Source organism: Permianibacter fluminis (assembly GCF_013179735.1).
Taxonomy (GTDB): Bacteria; Pseudomonadota; Gammaproteobacteria; order Enterobacterales; family Permianibacteraceae; genus Permianibacter; species Permianibacter fluminis.
Map to the genome: position 1 here is coordinate 259,896 of NZ_JABMEG010000001.1, position 20,540 is coordinate 280,435.

At 60.2% G+C, this 20,540-nt stretch carries 15 protein-coding genes; 7 read left to right on the forward strand and 8 right to left on the reverse strand.

The genetic code is table 11. From position 1 onward, the window contains the following. The first annotated feature begins 20 nt into the window (after positions 1-20). Positions 21-1,817, forward strand: a complete 1,797-nt coding sequence (locus tag HPT27_RS01165; protein ID WP_172237746.1) for an asparagine synthetase B family protein — start codon at positions 21-23, stop codon at positions 1,815-1,817. 109 nt (positions 1,818-1,926) lie between these two features. On the opposite strand, the gene HPT27_RS01170 is transcribed toward HPT27_RS01165, so the two are convergent. Continuing rightward, entirely contained in the window at positions 1,927-2,877 is a 951-nt protein-coding gene (locus HPT27_RS01170; RefSeq protein WP_172237749.1) for a polysaccharide deacetylase family protein, read from the reverse strand. 19 nt (positions 2,878-2,896) lie between these two features. On the opposite strand from HPT27_RS01170, the gene HPT27_RS01175 reads away from it, so the two are divergent. The 5 genes from HPT27_RS01175 (at position 2,897) to prsT (ending at position 10,606) form a co-directional block, all read left to right on the forward strand. Beyond that, positions 2,897-3,091, forward strand: a complete 195-nt coding sequence (locus tag HPT27_RS01175; RefSeq protein ID WP_172237752.1) for a hypothetical protein — start codon at positions 2,897-2,899, stop codon at positions 3,089-3,091. Between the two features lie 24 nt (positions 3,092-3,115). Continuing rightward, positions 3,116-3,973 (forward strand): S1 family peptidase, encoded by an 858-nt coding sequence (locus HPT27_RS01180; RefSeq protein ID WP_211197804.1) that lies wholly within the window; start codon positions 3,116-3,118, stop codon positions 3,971-3,973. 91 nt (positions 3,974-4,064) lie between these two features. Then, on the forward strand, positions 4,065-6,176 hold the full coding sequence (gene prsK, locus HPT27_RS01185) for an XrtA/PEP-CTERM system histidine kinase PrsK (RefSeq protein ID WP_172237755.1): 2,112 nt from the start codon (positions 4,065-4,067) through the stop codon (positions 6,174-6,176). A gap of 62 nt (positions 6,177-6,238) precedes the next feature. After that, complete coding sequence (prsR, locus tag HPT27_RS01190) at positions 6,239-7,627, forward strand: PEP-CTERM-box response regulator transcription factor (RefSeq protein ID WP_172237758.1); 1,389 nt, start codon at positions 6,239-6,241, stop codon at positions 7,625-7,627. Between the two features lie 192 nt (positions 7,628-7,819). After that, positions 7,820-10,606 carry an XrtA/PEP-CTERM system TPR-repeat protein PrsT gene (gene prsT, locus HPT27_RS01195; protein ID WP_172237761.1) on the forward strand — a complete coding sequence of 929 codons (2,787 nt, stop codon included), beginning with the start codon at positions 7,820-7,822 and terminating at the stop codon, positions 10,604-10,606. A 107-nt stretch (positions 10,607-10,713) separates the two neighbouring features. On the opposite strand, the gene HPT27_RS01200 is transcribed toward prsT, so the two are convergent. The 3 genes from HPT27_RS01200 to HPT27_RS01210 all read right to left on the reverse strand — a co-directional run bounded on the left by HPT27_RS01200 (position 10,714) and on the right by HPT27_RS01210 (position 13,095). Further along, complete coding sequence (locus tag HPT27_RS01200) at positions 10,714-11,019, reverse strand: hypothetical protein (protein WP_172237764.1); 306 nt, start codon at positions 11,017-11,019, stop codon at positions 10,714-10,716. A 388-nt stretch (positions 11,020-11,407) separates the two neighbouring features. Further along, positions 11,408-12,271 carry a ThiF family adenylyltransferase gene (locus tag HPT27_RS01205; RefSeq protein WP_172237767.1) on the reverse strand — a complete coding sequence of 288 codons (864 nt, stop codon included), beginning with the start codon at positions 12,269-12,271 and terminating at the stop codon, positions 11,408-11,410. A 107-nt stretch (positions 12,272-12,378) separates the two neighbouring features. Then, positions 12,379-13,095 (reverse strand): PEP-CTERM/exosortase system-associated acyltransferase, encoded by a 717-nt coding sequence (locus tag HPT27_RS01210; protein ID WP_172237770.1) that lies wholly within the window; start codon positions 13,093-13,095, stop codon positions 12,379-12,381. Positions 13,096-13,305: 210 nt separating this feature from the next. Here HPT27_RS01210 and HPT27_RS01215 point away from each other — a divergent pair, with 210 nt between their 5' ends. Continuing rightward, on the forward strand, positions 13,306-13,698 hold the full coding sequence (locus HPT27_RS01215) for a hypothetical protein (protein ID WP_172237773.1): 393 nt from the start codon (positions 13,306-13,308) through the stop codon (positions 13,696-13,698). Here HPT27_RS01215 and HPT27_RS01220 read toward each other — a convergent pair. The 4 genes from HPT27_RS01220 to HPT27_RS01235 are packed head-to-tail and all read right to left on the reverse strand — an operon-like array spanning position 13,672 to position 20,428. Beyond that, entirely contained in the window at positions 13,672-15,228 is a 1,557-nt protein-coding gene (locus HPT27_RS01220; RefSeq protein WP_172237776.1) for a polysaccharide lyase, read from the reverse strand. The two genes, HPT27_RS01215 and HPT27_RS01220, sit on opposite strands and share 27 nt — an antisense overlap. After that, complete coding sequence (locus HPT27_RS01225) at positions 15,228-17,528, reverse strand: efflux RND transporter permease subunit (protein ID WP_172237779.1); 2,301 nt, start codon at positions 17,526-17,528, stop codon at positions 15,228-15,230. Before HPT27_RS01225 ends, HPT27_RS01220 begins: the two co-directional genes overlap by 1 nt. Continuing rightward, positions 17,528-19,531, reverse strand: a complete 2,004-nt coding sequence (locus tag HPT27_RS01230) for a hypothetical protein (RefSeq protein ID WP_172237782.1) — start codon at positions 19,529-19,531, stop codon at positions 17,528-17,530. The genes HPT27_RS01225 and HPT27_RS01230 overlap by 1 nt, the downstream gene beginning before the upstream one ends. 57 nt (positions 19,532-19,588) lie before the next feature. Further along, positions 19,589-20,428 (reverse strand): outer membrane lipoprotein-sorting protein, encoded by an 840-nt coding sequence (locus HPT27_RS01235; protein WP_172237785.1) that lies wholly within the window; start codon positions 20,426-20,428, stop codon positions 19,589-19,591. Positions 20,429-20,540: the final 112 nt, after the last annotated feature.

Consider the following 20,540-nt stretch of genomic DNA (forward strand, 5'->3'; position numbering starts at 1 on the left):
TCGCCGCCAGGAACCCCAACATGACTTATTTGTTCGGCCAAGCCGGCACTGGCAGTGCCCCGCCTTTGACCGCCGCTGGCAACGCGCCACAACCGCTCAATCACATCACGGATCCGGCCGGATTACAGGTGCTTGCCCACGGAGCCCGGGCATTCAGCCACGACGGTTGGCAGATTTTGTTGTTTGGTGATCTGCGCTGGCGCAACACCATCTGCGCGCCGGACGAGATTTTGCCGAAACTGCAGCGTCGATTTGCCCGCGATGGCAGTGCCTGCCTCGCCGATGCGCTTGGACATTTTCTGCTGGTCGTCGCCCAGCCCCAGAGTCAGCAACTCTGGCTGGCCATTGATCGCACCGGCGTGCGCCGGGCGTTTTACCGGCAGGACGGCGCCCAGTTGCTGTTCGGCAGCAAATTGGCCGATGTCGCCCGCCATGCCGGTCGGCGCCCGGTGATCAATCAGCAAGCGCTGTACAACTATTTGTATTTTCATATGGTGCCGAGCCCGGACACGATTTTTCAGGGCTGCCAGAAACTGGCACCGGGCCATGTTCTGCACTGGCAGGCCGGCAAACTGCGCACCGACAACTACTTCAAGGCCCGCTTCCATCATCGCGGTGACGCCGAACCGGCCAACAGCGAAGCGCTGCTGCTACCGGCGCTGGAATCCGCCGTGCGACGCGCCCGTGGCAGTGACAATTGCGGCGCGTTTCTGAGTGGCGGCCTGGACAGTTCGAGTGTGGTTGGCATGCTGGCAAAAGCGCAGCCGAAGCCGGCGACGTTCAATATCGCGTTCAGTGATCCCAAATACGACGAGAGCGCGTATGCCCGGCTGTCGGCCAAGCATTTCGGCACCGAACATTTCGAGCTGAAGCTGGAGCCGGATGAGGCGCTGGCGGCTTTGTCCACCATCGCCGCGCACGGTGACGAACCGTTTGGCAATTCCAGCGCGCTGCCGACCTACTTCTGCGGCAAGTTCGCCCGCGAAAACGGCATCAAGGTAATGCTGGCCGGCGACGGCGGCGATGAACTGTTTGCCGGCAACTCCCGTTACGCCAAAAACAAATTGTTCGAGTATTACTGGCGGCTGCCGGGCGGCCTGCGCCGGCTCAGCGAAACGCTCGCAGGCTCCGGCTCGCATGCCGATGACAGCTCACGCTGGCCCGGCCCGTTTGGCAAAGTGCAGAGCTATATCCGGCAAGCGGCAGTGCCGATGCCGGATCGCTTGCAGAGTTACAACTTCCTGCATCTGCATGCACCGGAAACAGTATTCACATCACAGCAATTGGCGCACAGCGATCAGCGCTATCCGCTGCAGCTCTGGCGCGAACGCTACCGCGAAGCCGACGCCGAGGATTCGCTCGATGCCACGCTCTATCTAGACTGGAAGTTCACGCTCGCCGACAACGATCTGGTCAAGGTCAACAGCATGTGCGAGCTGGCGGGTATCGATGTGCGCTATCCGATGCTGGATGACGACCTGATCGATTTGTCATTGCAACTGTCGGCCCAGCGTAAACTGCCGGGCCAGAAGCTGCGCCACTATTACAAAGAAGCCTGTCGCGGCTTTTTGGCCGACGAAACCTTGGACAAGAGCAAACACGGATTCGGTTTGCCGTTCGGCGTTTGGCTGCGCGAACACGCCGGCCTGCGCGAACTGGTCGCCAGCAAACTGGATGCGCTGAAGCAGCGCGACATCTTCCTGCCCAGTTTCATCGATCACGCCCGGCACCAGCACGAAACCGGCCACGCCTCGTTCTTCGGCGAGCTGAACTGGATTCTGATGGTGCTGGAGTTGTGGCTGGAAGAGAACGGCTGACTTTAAACCGTTCGTGATATGTAGTTCGCGGTGAGCGGCTCGTGGTCAGCGATTCATAAACCGTGTTGCGCTTGCCAATCTGCTCACCACGAACTAGCCAAATCGGCCCTTACGCCGGCAACAACTGCGGCGTCTTGAAACTGATTTCGGCGAGTTGCCGGGCAAAGCCCAAACCATCCCAGCGCCACGGGGTAAACCGCGGAATCTGGAAGCAATCGCTGCGGCCATTCCAGGCCCCGTGTTCGGTAGTCCAGGCGGCGCGGTAGCCCGCTTCACGAACCAGCTCGACATGTTCGCGGCGGTAATCCTGACCGGGCTTGCCATTCGGGTAAGCAAACAGCGTCGGCGCGCTGCCGAGCAATTCGGTCAGGCGCTGGCGATTGTGCTGAATCTGCCAGCGCGCTTCATCGGTGGTCAGTGTCGCCAGGACATGGTGATCATGAGTGTGGCCACCGAGCGTCATACCAGCGGCCTGCATGGCGTTCAATTCGCTGGCATTCATCATCAGCCGCGGCGGCTCAGGCACCAGGCTGCGCAGCTGCGCCACCACGGCCATCCGCGCCGGAGCTGGCAAGTATTTCAGTTTCTGCCGCAGCGGCCCGAGCACACTGCGGCGCTGCTCGATGTCGTCACTCAGCAGGGTTTTGCCGAGGCCCACTTGGGTCAAATCCAGTTCGCCGCTGGCATGCTGACGAACCGCTTCGGTCAGCCAGTCGTTCCACATCAGATCGCCGTCGGTGAACGCCGTGGCAATGAAGAACGTGGCATGCAGCTGCAGGCGTTGCAGCAGTGGCAACACCAGTTCGTGGTTGTCGCGATAACCGTCATCAAACGTGATGCTGGCCGTTGGCGTGCCATCGGGTTGCCGGTCCAGGCTGTCGGCCAGTGGAATGACGGTGAAGGCGGCGCGGATGCGCTCGAGTTGCTGGGCGAATTCGGCGACGGTGGGCAACAGCCGCATCAAAGGATCGCGCTCGGCGACAACGCGGTGAAAAATGAAAACGTGATGCCGCTGCGGCAACAGCCGCAACCGATAGGCAAAACGAAACGCCGAACTCATCCGTGACTCTCCCTGCTGCATGTTGCCGTTGGCGCCGCTGACGCCGACCGCGCTGGTCCCTGGCACCACGCTGGTGCCGGCCGGATTGTACCCTGCCCACGCCGGCACCGGCAGCGGGAGTGCGGGTAACCAGCACGACGCCAACATCAACGACGGCATCAACGGCAGCGCGGGCTTGTTTCCGCTGCCGCGCTCGGCCACAGTACCGGACTGAACGCAGGGTAGCGGAGTCAACAGAATGAAGCGGTTGCGCGGACGGATGGGGCGGGTTGCGCTGGCGGCGTGGATTCGCGCCATGTTGGTCAGCACCATGTTGATCTGCACCTTGCCGGTCAACACCGCGCTGGCGGCGGACGCTGCCGACAGTCGCGACGACATCACCGCCAGCAGCGACGACAATCCGGTGCCGGCCCGCATTGCTGCCGCAAAACGGGCTGTGGTCGGTGTCGGTACGCTGCTGCCGACCCGACGCCCGCCGGCGGTCATTCGCGGCACCGGTTTTGTCGTGGGCGATGGCCGTTATGTGCTCAGCAATTACCACGTGATCCCGACCTCGCTGGCAGAAGAGCAACACGAAACGCTGGTGGTTTTCGTCGGCGTTGGCGAGCAGGGCCAGCCCCGGACGGCGCGGGTGATTCAATCGGCACCGGAATACGATCTGGCGCTGCTGCGACTGGAAGGACCGGCGCTGCCGGCCATGACCATCGATGCCCAGACGCCAGTCAGGGAAGGCGATGATCTGTTGTTCACCGGATTCCCGCTCGGCCATATCCTCGGCCTGTATCCAACCACCACGCGAGCGATGGTGTCGAATATTGCGCCAGTCGCCATTCCGGCCTCGGCCGCGTCCGATTTGAATGCCGTTACCATTCGCCGCTTGAAAGACCCTTATCCGATTTATCAGCTCGATGCGATCGCCTATCCCGGCAACAGCGGTAGCCCGCTGTACCGGGTCAGCGATGGCGCCGTGGTCGGCGTGATCAATTCGGTATTGGTCAAAGAAAGCAAGGAATCGGCACTCGATCATCCGACCGCCATTACCTACGCCATTCCGATCAAGCACGCGTTGCCTTTGCTGGAAAAAATCACGCCATGAATGATCACCGTTTTCACGATCGGTTTTTCCCGTGTTTGCGCCAGCCGTTGTCGCCGCAAACGGGCTCAGCGCTGTTGGAGAGTTGCGCACCATGATGTCGTTTTCCATCAGCTGGTTTGCCTTGCTGGGCTACGGCATCGCTGCAGTGGCTTTTGCTGTCCTGGCCCTGTTGTTGGCTTCTCGCTGGCGCGGCCGGCTGACCGGCAACTGGCTATTGTTGGTGCTGGTCCTGCAGCTGGCCTGGGCGTTGTCGGCCAGCGTATTCCACTGGCTGGAAACCACCGAAACGGCCTGGGTTTATGGCTGGCTGGAATCGCTGCGCTATATCGGCTGGTTGCTGCTGCTGCGCGAACTGTGGCAACCGCTGGTGCAGGCCGAAGGCGCATCGGTGCGCTGGTATCGGCAACTGAAACTGCTGCTGATTGGCTTGGCGATAGTGCTGACCATTGCCGCGATATGGCCGGCGCTCGATGTGCTGATCAGCCGCACGCTTGGCCTGCCCCTGCTGCAAACCGGCATGCTGATTCTGGCGCTCAGCAGCGGCGTGCTGACCGAGCAACTGTATCGCCGGACCCGACCGGAACAACGCTGGGCAATTAAATTTCTCTGCCTCGGTTTTGCCTGCGTGTTTGCCTACGACTTTTATCTGTATTCCGATGCCCTGCTGTTCCGCCGCATCGATGCCGACATCGAAGCGGCGCGTGGTTTTGTTTACGCCGTCGGGGTGCCCTTGCTGGCCGTAGCCGTGGCCCGCAATCCGCGCTGGTCGATTGATCTGTTCATCTCGCGCGGGCTGATGCTGCGCTCGTTGTCGGTGCTCGGCGCTGGCGGTTATCTGCTGCTGATGGCGCTGGTCGGGTTTTACATTCGCAGCACCAATGCCGAATTTGGCGACGCCCTGCGCATCGTGTTCTTGGCGCTGGCGCTGGTCGCGCTGCTGGTGGTGGCGATTTCCGGCCAGGTGCGCTCGCGCATCAAGGTGTTCATCAACAAGCACTTTTTCAATTATCAATACGACTACCGCGAGGAATGGCTGCGACTGAACCGGACACTGGCCGGCGAGGACGGCGGCGGCCGCATCCACGAACGGGCGATTCGGGCGCTGGCCGATATCGTCGACTCACCGGCCGGTATGCTCTGGTTGTGTCAGGACGAACAGCACTGCGAGTTTGCCGAGCACTGGTGCATGCCACCGGGCAAGGACTTTGATGCCAAACCGGATCGGGCCCTGCTGGAATTTCTGCGCCGCACTGGCTGGGTGATTGAGCTGGCCGAGTACCGGCAATTTCCTGACCGTTACGCCGAGCTCGACTTGCCAAACTGGTGGTTCAATCAGCCCAATCCCTGGCTGATTTTGCCGCTGCGCCACGGCGAACACCTGACCGGCATCATGCTGCTGGCAGCGCCGCGCGCCAACCGGCCGATCAACTGGGAAGTGCGCGATCTGCTGAAGACCGCTGCCGCCCAAGTCGCCTCCTACTTGGCGCTGTATCAAACCACGCTGGCGCTGGTCGAAGCCCGTCAGTTCGAGGCCTTCAACCGGCTGAGCGCATTCGTCGTGCATGATCTGAAAAACGTTGCCGCCCAGCTGCAGCTGATCGTCAGCAACGCCGACCGCCACCGGAACAACCCGGCCTTCATTGATGACGCGATTCAGACGGTCGGCAATGCCACCGGCAAGATGCAGCGAATGCTGGCCGCCCTGCGCAAGGGTTCGGTCGAGGCCGCCACGACCACGGCAGTTGCTATCGACGAGGTCATTGCCGAAGCGGTGCGGCAGTGCAGCAAACAAACACCGGAGCCGCAGGCTGGCCCGGCCAGCGGCGCCCGGGTACGGGCCGATCGCGAGCGCTTGCTTGCTGTGCTGCAGCATCTGATCCAGAACGCGCAGGAGGCCTGTGAAGGCGAGGGTCAGGTCAATTTGACAGTGGTGTCAGAGGTTAATGACGTCACTGTAAAAATAAGAGACAATGGCTGCGGCATGGATGCAGACTTTATCCGCGAGCGACTCTTCCGTCCGTTTGATACCACCAAAGGCAATGCCGGTATGGGTATCGGCGCTTACCAGGCGCGCGAGACGGTGCGCAGCTTTGGCGGTGATGTCACCGTGACCAGCAGTCCCGGCCAGGGCTCGGAGTTCAGCTTGCGGCTGGTTCGCATCGGCAATGACAGCGAGTCGGTTGGCGCTGAGCAAACACAGTAGCCCGGGATAGGGCGCGGAATTCACCCGACGCTTCGTGCGTCTGGATCACAGGGAAGACAGTGATGGGAAGCCTGGACAGGAGTCAGAAACGGCTGTTGGTAGTGGAAGATGATCCGGGTCTGCAAAGCCAGCTGCGCTGGTGTTTTGAAGACTGCGAAGTGATCGTCGCCGGCAACCGTGAAGAAGCCATCGCCGCGCTGCGACGGTTCGAACCGCAAGTCGTCACTCTCGATCTGGGCCTGCCGCCCGATCCGGCCAATGCCTCCGAAGGCCTGGCCACGCTACAAGCCATCCAGCGGCTCAGCCCGCACACCAAAATCATTGTGGTCACCGGCAACGACGAGCGCGAAAACGCCCTGCGCGCAATCAGCCTCGGCGCCTACGACTACTACCAGAAACCCATCGACGCCGCGGCGCTGAGCCTGATCGTGCAGCGGGCGTTTCATCTGCACGCGCTGGAAAGCGAAAACCGCCAGCTGCAGAAAAAAGCCAACAGCGCGCCGCTCGCCGGCATCATCGCCGGCTCGCCGGAAATGGCGAAGGTCTGCCGCATGGTGGAAAAAGTCGCGCCGACCGATTTGACCGTGCTGCTGCTCGGCGACTCCGGTACCGGCAAGGAAATCATCGCCCGCGCCGTGCACGAACTGAGCCCGCGCAGCAACAGCCGCTTGGTCGCCATCAACTGCGCCGCGATTCCGGAAAACCTGCTCGAAAGCGAATTGTTCGGCTACGAAAAAGGCGCCTTCACCGGTGCCGCCCGCCAGACCAAGGGCAAGATCGAATACGCTGATGGCGGCACGCTGTTCCTCGATGAAATCGGCGATCTGCCGATGGCGCTGCAAGCCAAGCTGCTGCGCTTCCTGCAGGAGCGGGTGATCGAGCGCATCGGCGGCCGGGAAGAAATTCCGGTCGATGTCCGGGTCATCTGCGCGACCCACCGGGTGCTGCCGGACATGGTCAAGCACGAAACCTTCCGGGAAGATTTGTATTACCGGCTCAGCGAAATCACCGTCGACATTCCGCCACTCGCGGCCCGCAGCGGCGATGTCATCCTGCTCGCCCGCGCCTTCCTGCAAAAATTCAACGAGCAGCTGCACCGGCACGTCAAAGGCTTCCGCGATGACGCCATCAACGCGATGGAATCACACAGCTGGCCGGGCAATGTTCGCGAGCTGGAAAACCGGATCAAGCGTGCCGTGATCATGGCCGAAGAAAGCCACATCAATGCGGACGATCTGCAGCTGAAGCCAAACCTGCAGCGCGAACTGCCACTGAATTTGCGGCAAGTCCGGGAACAGGCCGAAACCGAAGCGGTGTTGCGGGCGCTGTCACATGCCGAAGGCAATATGTCGCGTGCCGCCGAACTGCTTGGCATTACCCGGCCCACCCTGTACGCGTTGGTCGACAAATACCACTTGCACGAAAACGATCAGCTGGCCCGCAGTCACTGAGCATTGAACTTCCGCGACGCGCCGCACCAAAGATTGCCGGATTGGCGAGATCGGCGGCGCGTACAAACTCGGCATCAATCGGAAGTCGGTACGGCTCACGCGTCGGCAAGCAAATCGGAATTTTTTAAATTTGATAAAAAAGCTGTACACATAATCTGGCAATAACCTGCTTTGGCAACAAGGAGTCGCCCCATGAAACGCAAGGATCATCCGCTGTCGCTGCACCGTTCTGCCCTCGCCCTCTGCCTCGCCGCTGTCTGTAGCGGCAGCGTCTTCGCCGATGACTACAGCGACGCCTGGCAAAGAGCCCAGCAGCTGCTGAAAGAAAAAGACACCCGCGCTGCCATCATCGAACTGCGCAACGCGCTGCAGGAAAAGCCGGGCAGCGTCGAAGCCCGCCTGCTGCTCGGTGAACTCTATTATCAGGAAGGCAATCTGGCCGCCGCCGAAAAAGAACTCGACAAGGCCCGCGAACTGAAAGCCCCGAAAGATCGCTATCAGCGCATGCTCGGCCGTACCTGGCTGTCCATTTACCAGCCGCAGAAAATTCTCGACCTGATTGAAGAAGACAGCAAAGATCCGGTGCCGCTGCGCGCCGAGGCGCTCGGTTTGCGTGGTCTCGCCATCCTGCAGCAAGGCAATATCGAAAACGCGGAAAAGATTTTGCTGCAAGCGACCAGCCTGCAAGCCAACCAAAGCGAAGCCATGTACGGCCTGGCCCAGATCGCCCGACTGCGCAACGATCTCGGCAAGGCCGAAGCCATGGTCAATCAGGCCATCAAGGCCGACCCCAGCTTTACCAACAATTATCTGTTGCTGACCGAATTGCTGGTGCTGAAAAATCAGAAAGACGAAGCGATGAAGACGATCAACAAAGCCGTTGATCTGTCGCCCAATGACGCCCGCATCCGGTTGGCGCGGTCAGAGGCCTTGATCAGCCTCGGTCAAGTCAAAGAGGCCTGGCCGGACATCAATCTGGTGTTGGCGTCAACGCCAAAGCATCCGGTCGGTCTGTTCATGAAAGCCAAGGCGCTGGTGTCAGAGAAGAAGCCGGAAGAAGCGATCAACACGCTGGAACAGGCGCTGTCGGTGATGCCGAACTACACCGAAGCACAATTGCTGGCCGGTTATCTGTACGTACAGAAGCGGCACTGGCGTCAGGCCGAAGACATGCTGTCGCGCACGCTCGCCACCCGACCGGGCCATCCGGGCGCCGTGAAACTGCTGGTGCAAACCAAGCTCGGCTTGCGTGATCCAAAATCCGCACTGTCACTGGTCACCGACGCGCTGCGGCGCAGTCCACAGGACGTGCAGTTGCTGAGCTATCAGGCGACCGCTTACATTCAGATGCAGGAGTTCGACAAAGCCGCCGAGATCATGGAGCAGGCAGTCGCCATCGATCCGAACGCCGACAATCTGCGCACCGGTCTGGCCTTGCTGCAATTGCAGGAAGGCGAAGGTAGCGCGGCGATCGCCCAACTGGAAACCGCCGCCAAAGACAACACCGATCTGGAAATCAGCGATCTGATGCTGGTCTCCAGCCTGATGGCACAGCGGCAAACCGACAAGGCGGTCGCGCTGGCGCAAAAGCTGTACGACAAATACCAGGACAACGCGCTCGCCGCCAACATGCTCGGTGTGGTCAAGCTGGCCACCAATGATTTGAAGCGCGCCGAAGAACTGTTTGCCCAGTCGGCCAAATTGAAACCGGAATTCCTGACCGCCCGGCTCAATCAGGTACGGGTCGATGTCGCGCGCAAGGATTTCGACAAGGCACTGACCAAGCTGCACGCGCTGAACAAGGAAAGCCCGTCGCTGAACGTCATTGCCTTGCAACTGGCGCAGGTCTACGACGCCAAGGGCGACCGTGAACACGGCATGGAATGGCAGAAGAAAGCCTGGGAGTTTGACACCCGTTCGCTGGCAGCCGGCAATGCCTACATGCGGCGCCTGCTGCAGGTTGGTAAGGCCATGGACGCACTGGCAGTTGCTCAGCAAATGGTCGCGGCCAACCCGGATGCGGCCGATGCCCAGTTCGCACTTGGCCTGTCGCAACGCGCCACCAAGAACCAGAGCTCGGCGATTTCGGCGTTCCGCAAAGCGATTTCGCTCAATCATAAAAATGCCGATTTCTACTTTGCCGTGGCCGATACGCTGGAAGAGAGCGGCGACAACAAAGGCGCTGCCAGCGCGCTCGATGATCTGCTGCGCCTGCAACCGCAAAACTGGCAGGCGTCGGTGGCGCGGGCGCGATTGGATCTGCGCATGCAGCGCTACGCCGAGGCACATAGCCGCGCCGCGCAGCTGAGCAAGGACTTCCCGACCCTGTCGGTCGGCGCGCAACTGGAAGGCGACGCGCTGGTCGCGGAAGGCAAATATGTTGAAGCGGCCAAAGCCTTCGACAAAGCCTACAAGCAGCAGCCCAGCCTGGGTTTGGCCACCAGCCAGTCCATGGCACTGCAGCGCGCCGGCAAGCCCAATTCCGAAGCGCCGGTGCAGGACTGGCTGAAGTCCCACAGCGATGATCTGGATGCCCGCTTTGCTCTGGCCACCCTGCATCAGCAAGCCAAGCAAACCGACAAGGCGCTGGAGCAATACAAACTGATCGAGCAGAAGCTGCCGAATCATCCGATCCTGCTCAACAACCTGACCTGGCTGTATGCCGAAAAGGCCGACGCGGCCAACACCCGTAAATACCTCGGCAAACTGGAAGCGCTGAAACTGACTCAGGCAAGCGTGCTGGACACTCAGGGCTATGCCTATCTGCAACTTGGCGATGCCAAGAAAGCGCTGGAGCAATTCAATGCCGCGATGAAAGCTGCACCGACCATGGTGGAAGCGAAGTACCACGCGGCACTCGCCAACGAAAAGCTAGGCAACAAAGCTGAAGCGAAGAAACTGCTGAAAGCTGTGCTCGACAGCAAGCAGAAATTCACCGAGCTGGCCGCAGCGGAAGAGCTCTACAAGAAATTGCCGTGAGCAATGACGGTATTGAAAAAAGGCGAGGGAAACCTCGCCTTTTTCTTTTGCGTCAGCATGGAAAGTGCTAGCAATATCTTGGAGACTTGATTGCCTTGTTAGCCGGCTCAATCTGCAAAATCATATTGCGCTCCTTTAACTACTCCAGATTCAATAACGATCTTACAGCCGTAGCGCCCGTACGTTTTACGCTCAACCATAAAATTAACACCAGACTCATTATGTGGCTCAGGGCCTAAGCCTTTAGCCAAGCCAAAAGCGCGAAGCTCAGAAATTGACATGCCGGGCTTAATTTCACCGCACAACTCTTTGACACGAGTTTCCGCAGTGCCATAGCTATAAGCGCAATATGAAATGCTACTTACTGCAAACACAACAAAAACAATACTAACTACTTTTCGAAACAGATGCATGTGCGCCCCAACGGCTAACTAGTGATTAGGCGGCATTCCACCTAGCGGTTTTTAATATTTCTCAATCGTGTCGAAATAATTCCAACTATTCAAAGAATTACCTGAGATTATCGATTATTGAGGTCGGGCGTTACGGGCGGTGACCGAGCTGACAGTCAATTGCCAAGGAGGCAAGACAATGGCCTGTCCATTGCCGATATCTCGCCATGATTCTGCCACGCATCTGCTGAAAATCGGTAGCGACACTCGCACTATCGCTGCTCCTGAGTAGCCCGGCACAGAGTCTGCTCGACTATCAGCATGTGGAGACCACCATGATCGATACCCATTTTGCGCAGCTCGGCGCGAATACCACAAATCCGCTGGATCGCCGGTGGCCAGTAGCGGCTTAGCCGTTCAGATTGAGTTTGCTGCGGATCAGTGCAATCAGAATTTTTTGCAGCGGGTTGGCGTTGCCGAACGGGCGCCAGGTTTTTTTGTAGCGCTGCCGATAAGCGTCAAAGTGCAGGCCCCAGGGCGCGGCGGTGACGCGGCCGCGTTTGAGCAGCACTTTCAACACTTCCACACCCATGACGCCGGCGCAGAGTTCGCAGGCCATCGCGGTTGACGGGCCTTTCTCCTTGCTGAAATTCACCGCCTCCGGCACTTGCAGGTAGGGCCGCTGGAACATGCGTGGACTTAGGCCAGCAATGAAGCGGGCCAGCTGCTCGGTTTTTGGCAGACCTTCCATCCGGAAATATTGTTCGAAGCTCATGCCGCCGGGCAGGAAAGCCAGAAACGCGGTGCCCATGCCGAGCGGTGCGGCGGTCAGTGCCGGAATGCCGCGCGCGGCGCAGGCGGCGAATACTTTGCGGCGGATATCGACGGCAAAAAAATCGAGGCTGTCGACATAGACATCAACGCCATCGAGAAAGGCCGAAAGATTGTCGTCGTTGATGCCTTGCGGAAAAGCTTTCAGCGTGGCTTGCGGATTGATGTCGGCGGCCATGCGCGCGAGCACGGCGCATTTGTCCTGATGCAGATGCGACACGAACGCGCCGGCCTGACGATTGAAGTTCTGCTGCTCGAACCGATCAAAGTCGGAAATATGAAAGGCACCGATACCGAGTCGCGTCAGCGTCAGCAAATGGCTGCCACCGACGCCACCCAAACCGGCGATGGCAATGCGGCTGCGCTGCAGGATTTGCTGTTCGGCCTCGGTGACCCAGCCGATGTTGCGCGAGAACGCCCGGGAGTAATCAAACGCATCCATGTTGTCTGTCCGGTGAGGCCCGATGCCAACGAGTGTAGCCAATGCCAGCCGGCCAGCACGTTCAGGTGTCAGTGCAGCGCGGAGCGCATTGGCCTTGGCGCGTGAATCTATTGCTGGCGCAGCTGCTCGCGCATGGTTTCCAGCAGCTCGCGGGTATCGCCGCCGAGGGTCCGGTACAGCGCTTCGCCGGTGATGACAAACGGGCCGCGCCGACCGTGGTAATCGATGACTTCACCGACCTGGGTGAACACGATGCCGCAGCTGCGCAGCAAGCGCGCCAGGCGCGGCTCCATCATCACGTAAACCCGTTCCAGCCCGAGGTTCAGCGCCAACGCTGAGGCACCGAGAAACAGGCCCAGCGCGACCATGGGATAGTGCCGACTGTCCGGGTTGGCATCGGAATCGCCGGCGATGCCGATGGGCGAGGTTTGCTCGCCGGCCCGGCGGCGGAAATCGCTGTGCACCGCCAACCGGGAAATCTCGCCGAAATGCTGCCGCGCGGTGGTGCTCGGCGCCAATGGCCCGGCTTCAAGATGGCCGTCACAGACCTGCTCAAACGGCAGTTGGCTGACACCATCCGGGCTCAGGATCAGCCGGAAACAACCGGCAGCGCGGCCAGTGGCTTTGTGCAGCAGGTAGCAGTGTCGGGATTGCGGATCATAACGGTCGCTTTCGCGGCCATCGGGGAAGGCGTGCCGATCTTCGTAGGCCAGCTCTTCGCAGTAGACGGCGTAGCGCAAGCGCAGCGCGATATCGACCTGCTCGGGCGTCAAGGCCTGATGCAGTTCGAAATAACTGAAAAAATGTTGTGCGAGATGCTCCATGCATCGCTCCGCCTGACAGGTACGGTGGGCACGTACCCGGACTGTGATTGGCAGCGGCGTGGTTTTGACTGGCGCGGATCAGGTTGATCGGCTGGTCGCCACGGCTGTGCTGCAGCGCATCCTGCGTGCGCGCACGATAGCAGAAAGCCGGCGTCGAGACCATTGAGACTGGCGCGCCGGTTGCGTACAGTAGTCGGCACGAGAGGGATCTTGTCAGCCACCACCATGCCACCACGTCATCACCGCAGTTCCGAATCGGCACGCCAGCACAGCCGTTGGCGACAGCGTTTCTTCCTCGCCGCCGGCAGTTTGCTGCTGGTCAATCTGGTGTTGCTCTATCTGCTGGCCGATGCTTACCGGCGGCCACAGGTGGCGCTGGATCGAACCAAGGGTGATGTGCAGCTGCTCAGTGAATTGCTGGGTGGCCGGCTCAGCAAGGCAGACTTGCTGAGCGCACTGAAACAGCGCCGGGTGTCAGCCAACGCCATTGAAGAAGTGCCGGGCCGGGTCAATGTCGGCGGGCTCAGCTTTGTCGTCGACGAACAGCAAAAAGTGATCAAGGTTGAACACTGGTCACTACCGGGCGGCGCCGGCATGCCCTGACAGGCGCGCCGCCGATTCCGCCATCGGCCCGATGTAGCTGCGCGCCACCACCAGATTGTCGAAATACAAATCCTGATCGGTTGGCGAGGTCATCGTGCCGCCGTGATAGATATCAAACCAGAATTTTTCGATCTTCAATTCCGGCACCAGCCGCAGGCGCAGATTGCTGCGATGAAACACTTCGCGGCCATCGAGCCAGGCCTGCAATTCGCCATTGTCCTGGCCCGGCGTATTGAGCTTGATGAACTGCTCGACGCAGTACCAGCGATTGTTTTCCAGATACGCGCCCTCGCCTTCACTCCAAGCCCAGACCGCACCAAAATCAGCACTCTTGCCGGTTTCATAGACATAGGAGCCGATCGGCGTGCGCCCGGCCAGCGGATTGCCCTCGCCAATCTGTTGCAGAAACGCGCCACGTGCTGACCAGCCATTGCGGCCGTCATTGGGTCGACCGCCCCAGCCGCCTTTGCCGTAAGTGCCGGCGAAGCCGGGCAATTTGCCGCCCTGACTGCGCGGTCGCCAATTGGCACCGAGCCGCAGGTAATAGCGCACATACATCTGCTCCGGTTCGGCACCGATCAATGGCTTGAACATCAGGCTGCCGGTGGCACCGTAGTTGTCGCCTTTTTCCAGACGCACCTGCAGCGCATTACTGCGCAGCGCTGCGAACTGTTCACCGCGCGCCGTCAGCCAATAGTGACCGCGAAATTCCGGCCATTGATCGGTGAAATCGCTGTCATCAAAACCGGTGGCATAGATCACATCGGGATGACGTTTGATGTCGGCATCGCCGACAAACTGGCTGGCCAGCCCCAAGCGCGGCGCCAGTGTCATCGGCACCGGAATATCGACTGCGAATACCTGCACTTTGCTGGTGCCGCCGCTGCGCTCGACGGCGGTCAATTGCAGCTCGGCTTTTTGCAAACGGTTTTGCCGGCCCTGCAGCGCCGCCAGATCAAATTGCAATAAAGCCGGATGACCGCCGGTGCTGATGGTCAGCGTGGCGGTCTTGCCCTTGGCTTTGTACGTGGACGGATCCAGATGGGTATCGGCGCTGGCCGCCAGCGTTTGCTGACCATCGGAAAACTGCAGCTGCAGGCGCGGCTGCAATGTGGCTTGCGGATTTTCCCTGCTGGCAAAGCGTATGGTGCCGCCGTTGCCATTGCCGACCTGCAACAGCATGCCGCGATTGCTGACACTGCCGGCGAGCCAGGCCTTGACCAAGGCCGTCACATCGAGTGCGACGGCGAGTTCGGCTTTGCCGCTGGCAACCGCAGTTTCGGCATACGGCAGTTTGCCCTGGGCGTCGCCATTGCGATCACGCCAATCGCCGTTGGCGTGGCGCCAGCGCAGCGAGGCCGCCGCGTTGTAGAACTCGCGCGTTGCACCGCCGGCGCCATCGGCACTGCCTTCGGACCAGTCCCAACGATCACCAGCCTGCGCAGTGGTAGTCACCAGTAACGTGGTCACCAGCAACAAGGCTACGACGCCAACATTTTTTGTGCACTGCCGCACTGACATCAGCCGCATCAGGCCACCTGCTCATGACGGGGCGTGCGGGCATGGCGAACATGGTGTTGCCACCAGCTTAGTCGCGCCAGCAAGGTCAGCAGCGAGGGCAGCAGCAGCAATTCGAAAATGGCCGCCGTGATCAAACCCAGTGCGGTCATGAAGCCAAAATTGCGGGTCGGCACAAATGTCGAACTGAGCAACAGGGCAAATTGCGAGGACAAGATCAGCGTGTTGATGGTGCAGGCCTTGCCGGAATCTTTCAGCGTGTGCAACAGCGCGTAGCTGCTCTTGCGACCACGCTGCACCAGCAGGCAATAGCTTTCCATGAAATGAATGGTGTCATCGACTGCGACCCCGACCGCGACGCCGGCGATCAAGGCGGTGGCCATGTCTAGCGGCACGCCGGCCACCGCCATGAAGACAAAGACAAAGAAAATCGGTGCGGCGTTCGGCAGCACCGCCATGAAGGCAACCGGCGGCGAGCGCCACATCAGCACGAAAAACAGGAAGATCATGATGAACGACAACCACAGCCCGCTGATCTGGCCGATCACCAACAGATCTTCCTGATCGGTAAAGATGCGCGCCTCGGAGCCAAACTCGACCTGCAGATCGATGGCCGGTTGCGCCGCCAGCCAGGTTTTCATTTGCGCCATCACCGCTTTCAGTTCGCGCGTGCTGTGGGTGGTCAGCGACAACGTAACCCGGGTGGTTTTCAGCTCGCGATCGGTCAGGTCGTACAAATCCTTGCCGTCGTAAATAAACAGGTACTGGGTGATCAACGCTTTGTCGGTTGGCAGCTGACGCACGCCACTGTCCTGCTCCTGAAACGCCCAATGCATTTCCTTGAGCAAATCGACCATCGAGATGCTGTAGTTCACCGCCGGCAAACTGTCGGCGTAGGCTTGGAACGCTTCGATGTAATGCAGCCGGGCCGGATCGGTCAGTGCATCGCGATCCGGACCGGTGAAGACGACATCGAGCGGCATGGCGCCAGAGAGCTTGGCCTCGACTTCATGGGTCGAAACGTTGATCGGATGGTCGTCCTGAAAAAATCGGTAGATGTCGGTTTCGGTGTAGATCTTCGCCAGCAGCGGCAGCGTCAGCAGCGTTGCCAGCAAAAAGCCGGAGGCCACCCAGCCGGCGCGACGCATCGAAAAGTGGGCGATGCGCAATGTAATGCGGGTGAGTGCCTTGGTATTTTCCGGTTCGCGCGGCCACTGGCCCTTGTCAAAACGCAGCAGCAAGGGCGGCAACAGGTAATTGACAGTCGCAAACAGCACCATCGCCGCCACGCCACCGGCAATACCGAACCAGGCCACCGGCCGGATCGGGCTGACCGCCAACGAGCCCAAGCCAACCGCTGTGGTCAGCGCCGCGTACAGACTCGGCCGGAACACATGGCCGACGGCCGTTTTCAATTGCGCTTCCCGGCTCAGTTTGCTGCCGGCCACTGCCTGCAATTGGCCGAGCAAATGCACCATGAACGCCAGACTGATCGCCGACATGAACGGCGGCAGAATTGCCGCGACCAGCGTGAACGGTTCACGGGCTATCACCAGCACGCTGAGCGCGCTTTGTGCCGCGGCGGCCATCACCACCGCTACCATCACGACCGCCAACGGTCGCCGGAACAACCACCAGATCAGAAGCAACCCAAGCGCCATCGTCGCCGGCACAAAAATCAGGTTGTCATGCAGCATCGATTCAAATTCGGCGACATCAACGCTGACCTGCCCGGCCGACGCTTTCAGTACGTCACTCAAGCCATGCGCCTGCACTTTTTGCTGGATGGTCGTCAGCAATTGCTGCCGCGTTGGCGAATCCGGAACATGCGTGGGCCGGATCACCAGCGCAGCGGCGCTGCCATCTTTGGCCAAGACAAAACCGGGCGCAAACGGATCGGCGGTCAGGCGTTCGCGCGTGACCGGTTGCTGGTCCAGCTTGTCGACGTCGACCAGCGGCCGCACCGCGAAGCCATCGTCGGTGCGAGCGATCTGCTCAAAATCGGTAACCCGGTGCACCCGATCCACCAGCGGCAGTTGCTTGAGATCCTGGGCCAGACTCTCCAGTTTGTGCAGGAATTCCGGCGCGCTGATATCGGCCGGCTCGAATAGCAGCACAATCACCTGATAATCCGGAAACAGCGAGCGCAACCGGTCCTGCAGCTGCACCGATGGCTCATCCTTGCTCAGATAGATTTCCGGCGAGTTATTGATTTGCAGAAACGGCAGCAACGCAGCCGGAATCAGCAGGATCAGCGCCAGCAGCGCCGCCGCCAGTTGCCAGGGCAAAAACCGAATCGGGGATGCACTCATCAGAATTGGGTCCGCCAGCCGATGACGAACAGGTCGTGCTCGTCGTGATAACCGCCAGCGGTGCCGTCATCACCGCTGAACGCATGCACACCAATATAAAATTCGTCCGGCTCGGCGCGAATATAGGCGAGCTCGGGATTGACGTAGAGATCGCTCAAACCTTCGCCGCTGGTCGCCAGAAAACGGGTGCGCAGCCGCCAGCTCTCAGCCGCAAACAGCATTTCCAGTTCGCCAGAAAAAAACCCGACTTGCTCGCGGTCGGCGATTTCTTCATCCGGATTCAGTTGCAAACCGCCGGCCTGCAGGCTCAGCCTCGTGTTGCCATCACCGGGGAAAAATTCGACGCCAAAACCGTATTGAATGGCCGGCGCGGTCAATGCGCGCAGATCCGGCGTGGTGACTGGATAGTCACTGAGATAGGCGAGTTCGGCGCGCCAGGTGGATTCACCCCAGTTGAACGTGACATCGGCGGACGCGACATCGGTGAACGGATGCCAAGCGGTGAACGTCGGGTCGGTGGTGCTGGCCAGCGCCTGCGCCGGATTGCCGGTGCCCAGCAACACGGTGCGCACCGTGTCATTGAGGACAAAATACGGCGTCGTATGCCGCACATGTTGCACTGACACACCCCAATCCAGGCCCTGACCCTGATGCGACAAGCGGATGCCACCGCCGCCATCATTTTCTTCGTCGGCTGGCTCCGGCTCAACGGTGCCAAACTGCAGCAGCGTGGCGAGCACCGGATTCGGTTCAACACCGAGCAATTGCCCGCGCTGCTGATCGTAGGGTGACCAGATGCTGTCGGCATCGGGCAGCGCGGCCGGTTCGAATACCGGAATGGCGACCACATCGAGTTTGAAGCGATCGAACCAGCCTTCGTAACGCAGCACGCCCTGGGCCCGATAACGACGGCTCAGATCGTCGAGCACAAACCGGGTCATGTCCTGCCGCGCGATCACATTGCCGGGCGCCAGCTCATCCAGCGTGCCCCAGTTGATCGGCACAGCACCCAAGGTGAATTTGTGATCACCGGCGCGATAACGGATGAACGCTTCATCCGGCTCCCATTCGGAACTGCTGACGGTGCGATCCGGGCCTTGCTTGGCGCCGTCAAAACGCGCGGCGATGCGGCCGTCGACGTGATCACCGAACTGAAAGCCATAGCCGAATCGCGCCAGCATGGCGTGACTGCTTTTGACCACTCCGCCATCTTCGGCATCAAGCGCGCCGTATTCCAGCCGCAGCTCGTCAAAGCGGAAACCGGTGTTACGCTGACTCGGCGTCTTGTGCTGATTTTGCACCAGCAGCGCGTCGTAGTTGGTTTGGGTACCGAACGCCAGCACGGCGCCTTCGTCGGCTTCGGCGCCAAAGGTAAAACTATCGGGCTCGTCCTGGCTTGCTGGTGCTGCGGTTGTCGTTGATGTTGTGCTCGGTATAGCGGGAACAGTTGCACTGACCACACTGCCGGTATCCGGCAGCGGCCGATTGGGATCGACGGTTTCCTGAACGATGTAGCGATAACCCGGCCATTCCAGTTTGCGCACGCGGATGTTGGCATGACCCAGCTCGCGCAATTTCGCCACAGTGGCCGCCGTGTCGGCGCTGTTGCCGTAAATGCCGACTTGCACGACGTAGCCGTAGGATTCGCGCTGCGGAATTACCCAGGCCTTGAAACCGTAGCGCTGCAAATTACGCGCGGCCCAATCGGCGGCATCGAACAATTGATAAAACGTCAGCTGGACGGCGTCGCCACGGCGTTTGGTTGGTTCGCGCAGCAGGCTGACCATACGGCCTTCGCTGCGCAGATCGGCGACCACTTGCTGGGCGCGCGGATAATTGTCGTACTCACCGCGCACAACCACGTCATCGGCGTGGCTCGCACTCGCTGTCAGCACTGCCGCCAGCAACGCCAGTCGCAAGCCGCGATGCCGAAGGCTGAATGCGGCAGTTTTGATGAAAGCGGGGGTGAAGAAGACGGATCTACCGTCACGATGCTGCGCCATGCCGATCTCTGCTCGTCCTTGTCACGTTGGCGGGTGCTGCGGATTCGTACTGCCGGCTTATTTGGCCAAACTCGCTTCCTGAATCGGGTCTTCCAGCACGGCCTGAGTGAACAGGGTTGGCGACAAGCCTTTGTCGTACTGCACCTGATCGGCCAGCATGCGCGTGCTGTGCTGGGTTTTCAGATCGGTGACGACCAGCTCCAGCACAGTCCAGTAGCCTTGCAGCTTCTGCAGTTTTTTTACTTCCATGCGTTTGCTCGGCTGCTCGCCCCCGCTGTACAAATCGACCTTCAAAGCCACCAGCGTTTGCGGATGAATCCAGCTGACTCGCTTGCTGTATTCAGAATTGCTTTTGTCGACCGGCACGCTCTCGAGCACTTTGCACAGCTGGCCTTCGAGTTTTTCTTCCCGGACGATGGTATGCACGTCCTGATCGATTTTGCGGTCACGCAGATCCTCGTAAATCAGATCCGAGCCGACAAAATTGCCGCCGCGCCGATCCGCCGGAATGCGCCGGGCTTTTTTCACCGCGGGCAGATACACCCATTGATCGGTTTCACCGCTGACGTGATCCAGCGTCAGCAGACCGGTGTCGGCAATATCGGCCGGTTCGGAAAAACGAATCAGCGTCCATTGCTCATCGGGCGTTTGTTCGAGTTGATAGGTGCGCATGCGGCGCAGCCGTGGCGGATGGCCGGGTTCGAGCAGCACCATGCTGCCGGCAGTGACGCTGTCCTTGCCAGTCGGGCGATCGCGCACCTGTTGGGCCAGCGCATTGCCGGCGTCATCGGCGCTAACCGGCAACGCAGCCGGCAACGCCATGACCAGCGCCAACAGCAGGCCTGTCGAAGAAAGGGAAAAACCGAAACCCGAACCGGGTAAAAAGCGGGCGTTCATGACTGCGTCCTTGTAGCAAATCCAGCTCCGGAGAGCGCGACCTTTCCTGGCCTGGCTGCGCTGGGCAGAAGCCCCGCAGCCGACAACGCCGTAACCGAGCCTGGCGAATCAT